Raw genomic sequence first — 15,235 nt, 5'->3', positions numbered from 1 at the left:
CGAATCACCCCACTACTTTACCGACGAACCCAAGAAATGACTGTGATGCTAGTGCTACAAGCAATAAAGTCTGAGGTGTAAGCCATGCCCGCTAAATACTTACACTTAGAAAAGGCAGTCAAGAGGTAATTTCATGTGGCTAAAAGCTTTGGCTCTTTTCAGAGCCACTCATCCCCTCCCCTCGTTGTCTGTGTCAAGCTTCGCGGTTCTGTTTGGAATTGGAGTGGGATTGCCACCAGAAAAGCTATTGCTAGTTGGTTTAGCAGTCTTGACTCAGCAGTTCTCGGTTGGTCTTTCGAACGACTGGTTAGATGCGGGAAGAGATAAAGCGGTACAGAGAATCGACAAACCGTTAGCTCAGGGAATGGTTTCACTGGCTTCAGTTAGGACAGCATCCCTTGGTGCAGCAGTAATTGCCCTTGCTCTCACCTTGGCACTAGGCACTGCAGCCTTTTTATGGATGCTTCTTATGCTGGCAATCGGCTGGGCATACAACCTTGGGCTAAAAGCTAATGGCTTTTCTGTTGTTCCGTATATTCTCGGTTTTGGAATCCTGCCAGCTTTTGTCACGCTCTCTAGCCCTGATCCAGCGCTGCCTCCGGTTTGGGTGATGATTGTTGCAGGGCTCTTTGGGGTAGCTGCTCACTTCGCCAACACACTTCCGGATCTTCTAGCGGATAAGCAAACTGGAGTTAGAGCCCTTCCGCACATTCTCGGTCAGAAAGCATCAGCTCTGGTAATTGCGGTAAGCGCTAGTTCCGCTTCTCTAATTCTGGTGACCCAAGGCAGCAAGTTGGATCCTTTAGTTTCTATTGGAGGGCTGGGGTTGACTGTAGTTTTGTCGCTACTTGCAAGCGTTCTGGCTCTAAGACCAAATCCTCCCAAGCTGGTGTTTCATCTTCTGCTACTGGCATCGCTAGTAAACGTTGTCATGTTGATGCAGGGTTTCTAGCTAGACGCAGATTGTCTAAGGAAGTTCTTCTCTTCTGAGTCTCTCAGCGGCTTTCTTGACGCCCTTGCGCACTCGAATCTCTAGCTTCTTGGCGGCGAAGGCCACATCGTCACGAACTTCTTCTAGGCGCTCAATTACTTCATCCCTGGCGTCTTCGGCTCTGGCGACTAATTCCTTGCGTGTGAGCTCCGCTTGCTCGCGAAGCTTGGCTGAGCGCCTTCTGGCTAAGGCAATAGATCTACTAATGGTTTTGCTGAGGCTTCCGATAGGCAGTGAGTAGGTAGCAAGGTTGTCGGCTGTCTCGTTCTCTTCCTGTGTTTCACCGCTATAAAGACCCTCAAAGATTCTTATGGTGCGATCAATATCGTGGGACTGAATCAAGTGCAGTGAGTTCTCCGAGAGGCGATCTAGCTCATTCTGATCAGCGGTAAGCACCTTTAGAAGGCGGTCTGCAAACGCCTTGACGTCATCTGGGGGAAACAGGTAGCCGTTGTCGCCATCGTGCACCAAATGAGGCAGTGCCATGGCGTCAGCGGCCACAACAGGACGACCTGAGGCCATGGCCTCCATGGTGGCAATTGATTGAAGCTCTGCAATTGATGGCATAGCAAACACTGTTGCTCTTTCGTATACCTTTGGCAACTCTTCGTCAGAGATGTGACCGCGGAATTCGACGTTGTTTTTTAGGCCTAAGTCCTTGGCAAGATTCTCCAGATACTCGCGCTCTCCCCCGTCACCAACAATTTCAAGTTTCACCTTCAGGGATTTCGGCAATAGCGCTACAGCTTTAATCAGGTTGTGGATGTGTTTCTCGTAATCAAGCCGTCCTAAAAAGAGAATTCTTGGCTCTGTGTTTGTTGTTGGGCTGTTGTTAGCAAAATTAGAAGCCTCGATGCCGCAAGAAACGGCCAGCACTCCGGTAAGTCCAGCAGCGTTTTCGAGAAGGTTGGCGGCTTTTCTAGTTGGGGTTGTTACTAAGTCAGCTTTTTTAAGGATTCGACCCGTGTCTTTCCACGCAAGGCTCATGGCGACCTTTTCTGCCCAGCGTGGAATAACAAGCGAATACTTGATTAGGTTCTCAGGCATGATGTGGTTCGTGGCAATAACGCGTATGCCCTGCTGCCTTGCGGATCTAATTAGATACCTGCCAACAATCATGTGAGAGTTGATATGGACCGCATCTGGCTTGAGATCTTTCAAAATTCGATCGGTCTTGGCCTTTAGGGTGAATGGCCAGACGTATCGCAGGGTCTTGTGTTGCACCACCCGGTGGCTTTTGAGCCGGTGAACGGTCATAGAGCTGGAGTCATGAACTTCTGTGAAGGTGCCATATCTTTTGCTATAGGAAGGTGCAATAACGTGCACTTCGTGCCCAGCCCGAACTAAACCAGCAGCTAACCGCTCAGCGAACCTGGAAGCCCCATTTATGTCTGGCGGGAAGGTGTCGCAGCCAATGACCACGCGCATGCGCCTACTAGCTTTTACTGCTTCAGTCATTTCATCCCTGAGATTGAATGTTGGGGTGTGATTACAAGTTTACTTGACGGAAGCCTTGGGTCGTTTTCTTAGTTCCGGGTGAACCTTTGACAACAAATACACTCCGCAGATTGCCAGTAGCCCAAAGGCTGAGAATAGAGATCCCGAGCCCAGTGTGGCCTCCTGTGCCTCGCCCAGGATGCCTATAGCGATTGCAATTGCCACTATCGGATCGATAACCGTCAATCCTGCGATAACCAAATCTGGCGGCCCAGAGGCATACGCATTCTGAACGAACCATCCTCCAAGTAACACGGCGCCTACCATGCTCACCACTGCAATTAGGGTCAGGATGTCGTAGTCCATCTGATACAGGCGCTGGATTGTTACCTTCGCAAGGGTTACCACAAATCCGTAAAGCACTCCGGCACCAAGAATGTAAGTTAGCGCTTGGGCTTTTTTGCCGAAGATGAAAAAAAGCGCCGCAAATAAGACCAAGATGATTACAAACAGCAGCAGTACTCGAAGCAGGTTCTCATCAGTCAGTTCAACTTGGGCCGCCACCTGAGAAGCAGTAATTACAAAGCCTCCCACGCCAAAAGTGCTTAGTCCAATCGCCAACATGGTGGCTCGATTTAGTTTGGTCTTGGTATAGCGCGCGTTAAGTAGTGAGGTGATAACTAGAGCAATAGCTCCGATGGGCTGAACCACAATAAGTGGTGCTAGCGAAAGCGCTCCAAGCTGTAACAGCATGGCCAAAAACATCAAACTAGTTCCAGAAACCCAGCGAGGTTTTATCAGCAGATTGATTAGCTCTCTAATCGAAAGTGAAACTTTGGGCTGGATGTGTTTTTCTCTACTAGTTGAAACCGCCTGGTTTTGAAACTGCGCACCAAAAGCTAGAGCAACTGCTGCCAATACGGCAAGAACAATTGCCAATAATCGAAGTTCTGGTCCCACAAGTATTCCTAAAATTTCCCAAATTCGAGCCTAGCCCTGAATTGAGCTGATTAGCCAAAACTAACGGCTAGATTTGAGCCATGATCAGGCCAATACGCATCTACGGGGACCAGGTGCTGCACCAGAGAGCCCAGCAGGTCACAGCATTTGATCAGGAATTATCCGATCTAGTTCGCGACATGTTCGAAACTATGCAGAACGCTCCGGGGGTTGGCCTAGCGGCCCCTCAGGTGGGAGTGGCGCTGCAAGTGTTTGTCTATGACTATCCCGATGATGATGACAACCCTCGAAGAGGGGTAGTGATTAATCCGACTATAACTATCGGGCCGGTTTCAGAAGAAGAACCCGATGAAGAACTGCACAGCGAAGGCTGTCTTTCAGTACCCGGGGAAAGATTCTCACTGCAGCGAGCGGACTGGGCAGTAATCGAAGGCGTTGATCTAGAGCAAAAGCCGATAAGAATCGAAGCCGAGGGCTGGTTCGCAAGGATCTTCCAGCATGAGTTTGATCATCTTGAAGGAATCATTTATGTCGACAAGCTGCCAGAAGATGCCAAAAAGGAAGCATTCGAAGTTATGGCTGAGCTTGGTTGGAATAGACCTGACCAGTCCTGGTTACCAGGAACGGATCACCTCGAGGACTAAAGCCACATCCTGAGCAAGCTGGCAACTGCAGCTGCTGCGATCACAACAAAAATAAAAGGCACTCTCAAGTAGAAAAGAACTGCTGCAACTGCCAAGGCAGCTGCCCTGGCGTCTAAAGTGATCCCCTCGGCAGAGACAAAAGTTTGAATTCCAACTAGGCCTGCGAGCATGGTGACTGTGAGTAGCGCCGCCAGCGAGCGAATGCTTGGATTCCGAACGAAGCGCTCCGGGATCAGAAGCCCTAGTAGCTTCCAGGAGTACACCAGTGCACTTGCCAGCAAAACACCTACCCAGAGCGTCATTTTGATTTTCCTAAGAGCTCGATTATCCAGAAGATAACAGCAACGCCTGCGGTCAGAAGCACTGGAATACCGGCTGGAAGAAATGCAGAAAGAAAAACAGCACTAAACGCTGAAACCACAGCTAGTAGCAATAGCTTGGACTCTTTTAGCCTTGGCCAAATTAATCCAAGAAAAGCAGCTCCAGCGGCTGCGTCTAAACCCCAGTCAGCCGGGTTACCGATGGCAGAACCAAGCAACGCTCCGGCTGCTGTTGCGAGGTTCCAGAATAGGAAAACGAATATTCCGGTCAGCCAAAAACCCTGGCGCTGTTTTGGAAGATCAGGCTCTTGGGAATGCGAAACGGCATTTGATTCATCAATTGTTAGTTGAGCTCCCACAGGCTTCAGGATTCCAGAGAGTGACAAGACTGGGGCTAATCTAATTGCATAGAAGCCGTTACGAACACCCAGTAGCCAGGCTGACAAAATAGCAGGAACAACTCCGGCTCCGGTTGCGATAACTCCAACAAAAGCAAACTGGCTACCGCCGCTAAACATCAAAAGGCTTAGCGCCATGGTCTGCCAAAAATCTAAGCCGGCCGCAACCGATAGCGCTCCAAAAGAAATTCCGTAAAGACCGGTTGCAAAACCTACCCCGAATGAGATTGCCCTAACGCTTTGCGCTTCACTTGGCATCTAACACCCCATTCTGCATGAGCTTGATAATCAGCTCGCTTGCGCTAAGACAGCCTAGCGAAAGAGCAAGTGGTTGGTATTGCTCAAGAGTTAGCTTCGGCTTGGACCCGGCCTTTATCTTTGGCCACTCCTCAGCAAGTTTTTCAATCAGGCCCTTTTTTCTAACTGGTAGTGCAATTACTGCTTGACTCAATTCGAAATTGTTCTTGGATACTGGAGGAGTTTCGGTGAGTAACTTCGCAAGTTCTGCCAGGTCAATAACGGGTTCAGCTGAAGCTGCTGATCTAATGGCATTAATTAGACCGTCAGGTCCGCTATCGATACTCACCACATCGTGCATTCCAGCTCCGAGAGCTAGGACACGGAGGGTTGCAATGTCATAGACCGTGGTGAGAACTGCCTTGGGAACCTCGGACAGTTCTTCATAGCTCTGCCTAAGAGTCGAGAAGGCGTCGATCCCAGTTTTGCTATCTAGTTGTTGATCGATAAGTACGACATCCACCAATAAATCAGGTAGCTGGTCTAGCTGATCTTTGCTGCCATCGGATTCGAAGACCACGGTGATGTTAGCTGTGGCATCAAGAATTGCCCTCCTGGCGGATCGAACACTCGTGTTCCAATCAATCAGGGCAATTCGAAGGGGTTGGCTCATTCAGATTCTGATCAGTCTTGCTTGGGTCGAATAATCGGGAAAAGAGCCGAAACGGTAAATCCAACCCCGACTACCCGTTGAGCCTCAAGGGATCCACCGAAGCTTTCTACACGCTCACGCATAGCTGTGATTCCGGGTCCGATGACTTTTTCGAGGAGGTTATCGATGTCATCGTTGGCGTCATAGGGAGCAGGTAAGCCATTGGGGCCAACAGCGCTTTTTCTAACTACCTCAACACCGTTGTCTCGAATGATTACCTGAAGGCTGGTTTCAAACCAGGTTAGCTCTACGGTCACGGTTGTGCCCTTGGGGTTATGTTGGCGAACATTCTTGATTGCCTCAAAAACTACCCGGTAAATTGCTAGCTCCATTGAGCTATCTAATGCAACCCGCGAGCCCGAGTAGGTAATTGCCATGTTGTATCCGGCCTCGCGCATATTTAACTCAAGAGCCGAAATGCTTTCTAGGGTTGGAGGCGCGGTGGAGATGATTGTTCCACGATTGATGGTCTCGTAAAGCCTTCTAAGCTCGGCGTGCGCCGCCTTTGCGCTCAGCAGTACTTTGTCCAAGGCACGCAAACCCGCATCAGGATCTAGCTTGGCCGTGTATAAGCCAGCCTCAGCGTTAGTTATCACCGAAGAAACATGCTGCACAGCACTTTCGTTCATGTCCCCAGCCATTTCGAAGCGCTTGGCCTGCTCCGCAAGTTCCAGCGAGATTTCATCTTGCTGGGAGTTTGAGTATTTGCGGTTGCCTTGGAATTGCCGTTGAAGATATTGCTCACGCACGAGCCGACCGCCAACTGCGGCAAGGCCGATTAGGCTACCCGCCAAGATAGTTCCGGTGATGAACAATGCCAGTCTTCCGGTGTCAGTAAATTCGATTACCCCCAAGTTAGGCAGTGAAAGATTTGGGTTATAGGAAGCGCTTGCAATTATCACGAACGAAGTAGCGCTGACGCCCAGAATGTTGATTACACGCCAAGGATTAGCCGTGAACACGCCGGAAACAAAAGCTACGACTGCAAGAACTAAGTTCCCAAAGGATGGCACCGCGGAGAAGCCAATGTGTAGTGCGGCTCCGACCAAGAGCATTGCGGCCGTGAGGTAGCTATGTTTTCTGACAAACAGCGAAGCTAGTGCGAACGGGATGGACAGGAGAAAGTAGCTAAGGCCGCTAGTAGCGGCGTTGATTCCGCCGAAAACAGCCAAAAGGGTAAGAAAAAGAGCAATCTCTGGAACCCATTTGGTGTCTAGTATCCAGCGAATCACACATATCTCCTGAGGGTTGCTTTGATGTGGGCCGGATTCTCTGGCTCCCCGGCTTGGACTCGAACCAAGAACCTATCGGTTAACAGCCGATTGCTCTGCCAATTGAGCTACCGAGGAATGCTTGCGCAGCCTCCAACACTACCAAAAATGGCGGCCCTGCTATATCAGTAGCCCAAGGATGGGCTAACCTCGCCCACCCAAGCACCGTTACCCAAAAAAGCCTTCACGTTCTGCTCAATGCGGGTGGCAAATAGCCTGGTGACTATTTCCTTGGTGTCGGCGGTATGAGGCGTCAGAATCAGGTCGTCACGGCCAAAAAAGCCGTGCCCATCTGGAAGCGGTTCCGGGTCGGTTACGTCCAACCCAGCCCCGGCTAGCAGACCATCATCTAAGGCTCGAATTAGATCGTCGCTCACCACAATTGGCCCTCTGGCTACATTTACAAGATAGGCAGTCGGCTTGAAAAGCGACAGCCGTTGGTAGTTGATTAGTCCGCGAGTTTGCTCTGTCAATGCGCAGGTCACTATCACAAGGTCAGCTTCTGGAATCAAGCCATCTAGTTTTTCCAGCCCCGCTACTTTTTTGGCTCCTGGGAAAGGTAGTTCGGCGTTGTTTCTCACAACAGTAATTTCTGCCCTAAATGGCGCAAGAAGCTTTACAAGCTCCTCTGATATTCCACCAGCACCAATGAGTAAAACTTTTGAATCATAGAAACTAAAGGCTTCACGTTTGCCCCAACTGGAAGCCTTGATGCGCGTCGGAAGCTTTCGACCAAGAGCCAAAGCGAGCATTAGGGCATGCTCAGCTACTGGCTCTCTATAGGCACCCTTAGCGCTAGTGAACAAAACCTTCTTGTCTAATTGCTTAGCGAATGCGTCAACTCCGGCAAATGGTAACTGCACCCATTCCAACTGCGTGTTGTAATCGATTAATTCACCCAGTGCTGCCGGGGAAGAGTAATCCGTCCAGATCAGCCCACGAACATCTGGCCCCATGGGCGAGAGCTTCGCACCGCCTAGTTCTAAAGCTTTTTCGTATTCCGGAAAGCTTTTTGGCTCGATTGCAACAAAATTGTTAGCCACCTTGAAGTGCCCGTCTGCGTTGTTCGATATCCATTAGCTCTTTTTGAATTTCAGAAATTTTGGCTGAATCCGATGGTTCGGTTTGACGAAGAACAGCCTGCAAAGAAAGCTTCTGTCTGGTGAGTAAGTTTATAAAGCCACTAACCGCAACGCCATCGATATAGCGCTTGAGCTCTTCTTCGGTACTCGCCGGTAAAGATGTTGCGGCCATCGCCCGAAGAATCTGATGTAGCGCTGGGTCAAGAGCCTCTGCGAGCTTGACCAACCAGGATGAGTCTTTGCGGTGTGCAGCATTGGTCAAAAGAGCTGAGGCAAGTAAGGAGTGAACCTTGGCTAGGAAATCTCCCGAAACTAGTTCTAGAAATTTATCTTCTTCAATCTCTGCCGGGTGCTGAATTAGGACCTCAAGCAACTGTCGCTCGAATCGAATAGTTGGGTCTCGAAGATCTGGCTCCTCAAAAGACTGCGCAGCAGGTTCTGCAGAAACGTCTTGCCTCATTGGTGCCACAGCCGCTACAACTTTGTCCTTGATGGCACGCTCTACCAAGGCGCTAACTTCTGAAACATCAAGATTCACCCAGTTCGCAACTTCTCGAAGGTAAACAGATCGCATGGCCGAGTCCCTAATGGTTGCAATGACGCCGGCGGCTGCCCTGGCGGCACCAACTCGACCTTCAACGCTGGATAGCTCAAAGTTTTTTAGCTTCTGCTTGATGGCAAACTCATAGATGGGTTTTTTGCTTTCAATCATCAGCTGCACGGCTTCATCGCCTTTTTGCACCCTCAGATCCGATGGGTCAAGCCCATCTGGTCCAACCGCTATGAAGCTGTTGGCGTGGAACTTGTCGGCATCAGCGAAGGCGCGCATAGCTGCTTTTTGACCAGCTTCGTCTGGGTCAAAAGTGAAAATCACTTCTGCTGGATTATCGACATTTGCCGAAAGCATTCGATTTAGGATTCGAATGTGCTCATCTCCGAATGCTGTTCCACAGGTTGCAACCGCGGTGGTGACTCCAGCTAGGTGACAAGCCATCACGTCGGTGTATCCCTCGACTACTACTACCTTTTGCGACTTAGAGATTTCCTTCTTTGCTAGATCAATTCCATACAGCACAGCTGACTTGTGATACACCGGAGTCTCTGAAGTGTTTAGATACTTAGGCCCCTGGTCATCATCAAATAGTTTTCTTGCTCCAAAACCAATCACCTGATTAGAAGTGTCTCTAATTGGCCAAATTAGCCTTCCGCGGAATTTGTCGTAAAGACCGCGCTCTCCCCTGGAGGCCAACGAGGCAAGTACCAGTTCGTCTTCAGTGAAACCCAAAGTCTTGAGGTGATCCACGAGGTTGTTCCAGCCTTTAGGAGCAAAACCCACTCCAAAAGTTTCGGCAGCTGATTTATCAAAGCCACGCGATTTCAAGAAGTCTCGGCCGGTAGTTGCCGCATCTGTTCCTAGTTGCTCGGCAAAGTATTTGGAAGCAGCAAGATTTGCTTCATAGATTCTTGCTTTTTGTCCCTGGTCTGGGGCGTTTGAGCCAGCTTCGTAGGTAAGGGTGTAGCTGGCTTTTTGTGCAAGGTTCTCAACTGCCTCATAGAAGCTAAGTGATTCCATCTCCTGCAAAAACTTGTACACATCGCCGCCTGCCCCACAACCAAAGCAGTGATAGAAGCCCTGCAGGGGTCTGACGTTAAATGACGGTGACTTCTCCTGATGAAACGGGCAGAGACCCTTCAGGCTTCCCGCACTGGCTGGCTTTAGAGCAACGTATCCGCCGATTACGTCGGCGATGTTTACTCGAGCTTTTACTTCCTCGATGTCTCTCGCGCTTATTTTTCCGGCCACTTGATAATCCTATTTAGTCACTAGTTCGTGGTGCAGGCTAAGAGCAGATACGTCAGTAAGTGACGCTACTTGGTCAACAATCACACGGTGTTTTTGCTCCTGCGTGGTCGCATCCTGCCAGGCACTAGCGCAGTAAGTATCTAGGTGCTTGCCGTTGGCTGCCAGCAGCGCATCTGCGAGCTCTGAAAGAATCGCCCTTTGCCATTGGTAGTAGGGCTGCCTTTTCTCATCCGACATCAAATAGGCAGACACTATTCCTTTTAGAACCGCTATCTCAGCCCTAACTTCTGATGGAACCACCAGGGCTCCTTGGTACCTAACTAAATGCTCGGAAGCATTTGCTGATTCTGTTTGGTCTGTGGTTCTTCTAACGAATGAGCCAATCAGAGCGCTAGTTAGGTTCTTAAGGGTTGCCTGATCTGTCATTTGGCCACTGTGACTTGAGAGCCAATAACTATTTGAACGCAACCTAGCAAGCGCTTGTTCGAAATCTGAAATAGTCATCTCTGACCCGTCCCACTCTGAGATCTTTTGTAGCAATCCCGCATGAGAAGCTGCCGAGTTGATCTCTGCCAGATTCACGTATCCCGAAACAATGGCATCCTCAAAGTCGTGGACTGAATAGGCAACATCATCCGCAAAATCCATGACCTCGGCTTCAATGCACTTACGCATTGGTGTTGCACCAGCTCGTAGGAATTCGAAAACTTCTTTGTCGTCCTGGTAGTAACCAAACTTCACTGAGTAGTCTCCACCAGATTCTGCCTTGCCTGATTCTCTAGACCACGGGTACTTACACGATGCATCCAACACTGCGCGAGTGAGGTTTAGACCGCGGCTTTTTCCGTTTCCATCAAATACTTTTGGTTCGATTCGAGAAAGAAGTCTCAGCGTTTGGGCATTGCCCTCGAATCCACCGAATTCTTGGGACCACTCGTTTAGTGCTGCTTCGCCATTGTGACCAAAGGGAGGGTGCCCCAAATCGTGAGCTAAGCAAGCGGTATCAACTACATCTGGGTCAATACCGAGTTCTTGTGCCATCTCGCGACCGACTTGAGCAACCTCAAGTGAGTGGGTAAGCCTGGTTCTGGCGAAATCACCATTTGAAGGCGACAGCACCTGAGTCTTAGCACCGAGCCTTCGAAGAGCCGAAGAGTGCAAAACTCTAGCTCGATCTCTTGCAAATTCGCCCCGCTTGATTGAGCCCGAGCGATCTTCTGGAACAAATCTTTCTTGATCTGAGTCTTGATAACCTCGGCTAATCATTTAGCCACCCGAAACACTAAGTTCAGCTTCCAAAAGCGACGCTCTCGCGGAATCGCCAAGCTCCCTGGAACCCAACCAGTGCTCTGGCAAAGCGCAGCTCTTCATTCCCCCGGCTCTTCCTCTTGGGCCCTCGGCTTCGTCTCCTGGGTATGGCATGCTGCGATCCAACGTTCCAAGAAGTTCATCCATGTGGGTCAGGGTTTCAACACTTGCAAGAGCCGCGCGTAAGGAACCGCCAACCGGGTAACCCTTGAAGTACCAAGCAACGTGCTTTCTGATATCCCTGCAGGCACGCAATTCATCACCGAAGAACTCGACAAGAAGTTCCGCATGCTTCTTGAAGGCGTCTGCAACCTCGCCCAAGTTTGGTTGGACCTGCGAGTAATTGATGTTGGCATTTGGGTTTTCAAGATAAGCGCGGAAGGCGTTTTCTAAATCTGCAAAAAGCCAGGGCCTGCCGAGGCATCCTCTACCAACAACCACGCCATCAACACCGGTTTGCTTCATCATGTTTACGGCATCCTGTGCAGACCAGATGTCTCCGTTTCCAAGAACTTGAACATCGGGTAATGCCGCTCTAAGTTCCGCAATCGCGTCCCAGTCGGCTTTGCCAGAGTAGTAATCAGCGGCGGTTCGACCGTGCAGGGCAACAGCCGCTACCCCGGCATCCCTTGCGGCTTTTCCGGACTCCAAGAAAGTCAGATGGTCAGCGTCGATGCCCTTGCGCATTTTGACCGTCACAGGAATTTCCCCGGCAGCCTTAACTGCATTTTGAACAATCGCTTGGAAAAGATCTTGCTTCCAAGGAAGAGCTGCTCCGCCACCTTTCCGAGTGACTTTTGGAACTGGGCAGCCAAAGTTTAGATCGATGTGGTCGGCGCGATCTTCAGAGACCAGCATGGTGACTGCATCTGCGATGGTTTTTGGATCAACTCCATATAGCTGAACAGAGCGAACCTTTTCGCTCTCGTGGTGACCAATAAGTCTCATGGACTCTTCAGTTCTCTCTACAAGAGCTCTCGAGGTAACCATTTCCGACACGTATAGGCCTCCGCCAAAGCCTTGGCAGAGTCTTCGATAGGCGGTGTTTGTGATGCCAGCCATTGGAGCAAGTACTACCGGCACATCGATCGCTATGTTGCCATAGCTTAGAGCCGGTTTAGTTTGTGACTGCATGAATGATTAGACCAACTTCTCGGCCAGGTAACCCTTTAGCTTGTCTAAAGAAACTCGCTGCTGCTCCATGCTGTCTCGCTCGCGAACGGTGACCGCCTGATCCTGCAAAGAGTCAAAATCAACAGTGATGCAAAAAGGAGTTCCAATTTCATCTTGCCTGCGGTAACGTCGTCCGATTGCGCCGGAATCGTCAAAGTCAATGTTCCAGCTCTCACGCAGATCGTTGGCGAGTTTCCTTGCAACCGGTGAAAGATCTTCATTGCGAGAAAGTGGAAGCACGGCTGCCTTCACCGGTGCCAATCTGTAGTCCAAGCGCAGCACGGTTCTTACATCCACGCCACCTTTAGTGTTTGGCGCTTCGTCCTCAGCGTAGGCGTCGACCAAGAAGGCCATGAGAGATCTAGTCAGACCCGCCGCTGGCTCAATAACATAAGGCGTCCAGCGCTCATTGATGCTCTGATCGAAGTAGCTAAGGTCAACACCTGATTCTCTTGCGTGAGTTGCTAGGTCAAAGTCAGTCCGGTTAGCAACTCCCTCGAGTTCACCAAATTCGCTTCCAGGAAAACCAAAGCGGTATTCGATATCTACTGTGCGCTTAGAATAGTGAGAAAGTTTTTCCTTGGGGTGCTCGAACAACCTTAAGTTTTCAGCATTAATTCCAAGATTTACATACCAGTTGAAGCGTTCTTGAATCCAGTACTCATGCCAGGTTTCGTCGGTTCCCGGTTGAACGAAGAATTCCATCTCCATTTGCTCAAATTCGCGAGTTCTAAAGATAAAGTTTCCAGGGGTGATCTCGTTACGGAAGCTCTTTCCAATTTGACCAATTCCAAATGGCGGCTTCATTCGAGCCGCTCCTAGGACGTTGGCAAAATTTACGAAGATTCCCTGAGCGGTTTCTGGCCTTAGGTAATGCATTCCAGATTCATCTTCCACAGGTCCCAGGTGGGTCTTTAGTAGACCATTGAACTGCTTGGGTTCAGTCCAGGCATCCCTTGTGCCACAGTTAGGGCAAGCGATGTCCTTCATTGACTCTGGAGCGCGGCCCTTTTTCTCTTCAAAAGCTTCCTCGAGGTGATCCTGGCGGAATCTTTTGTTGCAGCTGGTGCACTCAATAAGTGGATCAACAAACTCTTTTACGTGTCCGGAAGCTTCCCATACTTTTCTTGGCAAGATTACAGAGGAATCTAGGCCAACTACGTCCTCACGGCTGTTGACAACAGAGCGCCACCACTGACGCTTGATGTTTTCTTTGAGTTCAACTCCAAGTGGTCCATAATCCCAAGCTGAACGGGTACCGCCATAGATTTCTCCGGCTGGAAAGACAAAGCCTCTGCGCTTAGCGAGGGCAATTGCCGAATCTAGACGATTGGTGGTGGCCAATTTGTACTCCAAATAGATAGATAAAGCCTGAACTAAGGCTGAACCCCAGTTTAGTTGGCTAGTTAGCCCTTAGGGTTATCGACTGCAGCCCCAAAGCGGCGCTGCCTTGTCGAGTACTGCTCAATTGCCCGCCAGAGCTCCTGGCGGTCGAAATCTGGCCAGAGCACTTCACTAAATACCAGCTCGGCGTAGGCACTTTGCCAGAGCAAGAAGTTTGACATGCGCTTCTCTCCTGAGGATCGAACAAATAGGTCAACATCTTTTAGCGGGTTCGTTGATAGCAGTTTGCCAAAACTTCTCTCGGTGATAGATCCGGCCTTGAGTTTCTTTTTAGCAACCAACTGAGTGATCTCGTTTACGGTGTCCACGATCTCAATGCGTGAACCGTAGTTCACGCACATCGTCAAAGTAAGAACCTTGTTCTTCTTGGTCATCCTCTGAGCTTCTTCTAGCTCATCAATAACGCTGGCCCAAAGCTTTGGTCTTCTGCCAACCCAGCGAACCTTTACGCCCCAGTTATTTAGCTGGTCCCGACGATCTCTAAGTACCTCTTTGTTGAACCCCATTAGAAAGCGCACTTCTTCAGGGGATCGTTTCCAGTTCTCAGTGGAAAACGCAAAAACAGATAGCTCCGAAACACCAGCTTCGATGGCTCCTGCTACCACGTCAAGAAGTGCTGCCTCACCGGCTTTGTGACCTTCGACTCTTGGAAGTCCTCGCTTATTTGCCCAGCGGCCATTTCCATCCATCACTATTGCGATGTGCTTTGGAACCTGAGAAAACTTAGGGACCTTGATGCCCTTTTTTGTTACTGGCTGAAACTCCATCATGCTCTTTCGACGTGGGGCATTGATTTAAGACCGCGCTCAATATGCCACTGACTATACGCAGCTACGATACCCGATGCGTTTGCTCTGGCGCCTGGTGCGGAATCTTCTGCTAGTTCCCAATCGCCAGATAGCAAGGCGCCAAGCAGGGCTGTTGTCTCGACTGATAATGAAATCGCCCCGATTGGCTTGCATTCTGGACAGACCACAGAACCTAACTGCATAACAAAAGAGGTGTGTGGGCCCTTGGCGTCACAGCGTGCGCAGTCATCAAAGCTTGGAGCCCAACCGGCAATAGCCAATGCGCGCAACAGGTAAGAATCCAAAATCAGCGATGAGTCATGCTCTTTGGTTGCAAGCGAGCGAAGTGCTCCGACCAACAAAAGATACTGCTGCGGTGAAGACTCTTCCATGGTCAATCGCTCGGCTGCTTCAACCATTGCATTGGCTGCGGTAAATGCACCGTAGTCGTCAATTATTGATCCGCCGTAAGAGCCGATAGTTTCAACCTGGTTCACGATGTCTAAATTCTTGCCCTCATAAAACTGTGCATCAACAACCATAAATGGCTCAAGTCTGGAACCAAACTTGGAGGCGGTTCTGCGAACACCTTTAGCAACGGCTCTGATTTGGCCGCGGTAGCGCGATAACAAAGTGACGATGCGGTCAGCTTCGCCTAGCTTGTGAGTTCGAAGCACAACGGCTTCATCGCGATAAACGGGCACTA

15 protein-coding genes and 1 tRNA gene are annotated in these 15,235 nt (G+C 50.0%); 2 read left to right on the top strand and 14 right to left on the bottom strand.

The annotated features are described in order from the left end of the window. Nucleotides 1-133: 133 nt before the first annotated feature. A complete protein-coding gene (locus tag AC9UCN_RS04005; protein ID WP_509523968.1) occupies nt 134-952 on the top strand; it encodes a UbiA family prenyltransferase in 819 nt (272 codons plus the stop codon). Nucleotides 953-967: 15 nt separating this feature from the next. On the opposite strand, the gene AC9UCN_RS04000 is transcribed toward AC9UCN_RS04005, so the two are convergent. Both AC9UCN_RS04000 and AC9UCN_RS03995 read right to left on the bottom strand, forming a co-directional pair. After that, nucleotides 968-2,449: a glycosyltransferase gene (locus tag AC9UCN_RS04000; protein WP_509523965.1), complete on the bottom strand. Its 1,482-nt coding sequence runs from the start codon at nt 2,447-2,449 to the stop codon at nt 968-970. Between the two features lie 39 nt (nt 2,450-2,488). Continuing rightward, the gene (locus AC9UCN_RS03995; RefSeq protein WP_509523962.1) at nt 2,489-3,388 is read right to left on the bottom strand and encodes a multidrug DMT transporter permease; all 900 of its coding nucleotides are present in this window, start codon (nt 3,386-3,388) and stop codon (nt 2,489-2,491) included. Between the two features lie 80 nt (nt 3,389-3,468). On the opposite strand from AC9UCN_RS03995, the gene def reads away from it, so the two are divergent. Beyond that, nucleotides 3,469-4,032 carry a peptide deformylase gene (def, locus tag AC9UCN_RS03990; RefSeq protein ID WP_509523960.1) on the top strand — a complete coding sequence of 188 codons (564 nt, stop codon included), beginning with the start codon at nt 3,469-3,471 and terminating at the stop codon, nt 4,030-4,032. Here def and AC9UCN_RS03985 read toward each other — a convergent pair. The 12 genes from AC9UCN_RS03985 to recO form a co-directional block, all read right to left on the bottom strand. Then, nucleotides 4,029-4,334 (bottom strand): AzlD domain-containing protein, encoded by a 306-nt coding sequence (locus tag AC9UCN_RS03985; RefSeq protein WP_509523957.1) that lies wholly within the window; start codon nt 4,332-4,334, stop codon nt 4,029-4,031. The genes def and AC9UCN_RS03985 overlap by 4 nt on opposite strands. Next, nucleotides 4,331-5,008, bottom strand: coding sequence for an AzlC family ABC transporter permease (locus AC9UCN_RS03980; protein ID WP_509523954.1), 678 nt, complete (start codon nt 5,006-5,008; stop codon nt 4,331-4,333). Before AC9UCN_RS03980 ends, AC9UCN_RS03985 begins: the two co-directional genes overlap by 4 nt. Continuing rightward, entirely contained in the window at nt 4,998-5,660 is a 663-nt protein-coding gene (locus AC9UCN_RS03975; protein WP_509523952.1) for a response regulator, read from the bottom strand. Before AC9UCN_RS03975 ends, AC9UCN_RS03980 begins: the two co-directional genes overlap by 11 nt. Nucleotides 5,661-5,671: 11 nt before the next feature. Beyond that, complete coding sequence (locus tag AC9UCN_RS03970) at nt 5,672-6,931, bottom strand: sensor histidine kinase (protein WP_509523949.1); 1,260 nt, start codon at nt 6,929-6,931, stop codon at nt 5,672-5,674. Nucleotides 6,932-6,972: 41 nt separating this feature from the next. After that, a tRNA-Asn gene (locus AC9UCN_RS03965) sits at nt 6,973-7,048 on the bottom strand. A 47-nt stretch (nt 7,049-7,095) separates the two neighbouring features. Then, nucleotides 7,096-8,013, bottom strand: a complete 918-nt coding sequence (locus AC9UCN_RS03960; protein ID WP_509523946.1) for a D-isomer specific 2-hydroxyacid dehydrogenase family protein — start codon at nt 8,011-8,013, stop codon at nt 7,096-7,098. Further along, nucleotides 8,006-9,856 carry a DNA primase gene (gene dnaG / locus AC9UCN_RS03955; RefSeq protein WP_509523944.1) on the bottom strand — a complete coding sequence of 617 codons (1,851 nt, stop codon included), beginning with the start codon at nt 9,854-9,856 and terminating at the stop codon, nt 8,006-8,008. Before dnaG ends, AC9UCN_RS03960 begins: the two co-directional genes overlap by 8 nt. Nucleotides 9,857-9,865: 9 nt before the next feature. Beyond that, a complete protein-coding gene (locus AC9UCN_RS03950) occupies nt 9,866-11,122 on the bottom strand; it encodes a deoxyguanosinetriphosphate triphosphohydrolase (RefSeq protein ID WP_509523942.1) in 1,257 nt (418 codons plus the stop codon). Then, a complete protein-coding gene (dusB, locus tag AC9UCN_RS03945; protein ID WP_509523939.1) occupies nt 11,123-12,298 on the bottom strand; it encodes a tRNA dihydrouridine synthase DusB in 1,176 nt (391 codons plus the stop codon). Between the two features lie 6 nt (nt 12,299-12,304). After that, the gene (locus AC9UCN_RS03940; protein ID WP_509523936.1) at nt 12,305-13,681 is read right to left on the bottom strand and encodes a glycine--tRNA ligase; all 1,377 of its coding nucleotides are present in this window, start codon (nt 13,679-13,681) and stop codon (nt 12,305-12,307) included. Between the two features lie 62 nt (nt 13,682-13,743). Then, nucleotides 13,744-14,508 (bottom strand): isoprenyl transferase, encoded by a 765-nt coding sequence (locus AC9UCN_RS03935; RefSeq protein ID WP_509523934.1) that lies wholly within the window; start codon nt 14,506-14,508, stop codon nt 13,744-13,746. Continuing rightward, nucleotides 14,508-15,233, bottom strand: coding sequence for a DNA repair protein RecO (gene recO / locus AC9UCN_RS03930; protein WP_509523932.1), 726 nt, complete (start codon nt 15,231-15,233; stop codon nt 14,508-14,510). The genes AC9UCN_RS03935 and recO overlap by 1 nt, the downstream gene beginning before the upstream one ends. Between the last annotated feature and the right edge of the window lie 2 nt (nt 15,234-15,235).

Origin of the sequence: Rhodoluna sp. (assembly GCF_036721215.1) — a bacterium.
Classification (GTDB): Bacteria; Actinomycetota; Actinomycetes; order Actinomycetales; family Microbacteriaceae; genus Rhodoluna.
Note: the sequence above shows the minus strand (reverse complement) of the source record. Positions and strands in the feature narration are given on the sequence as shown.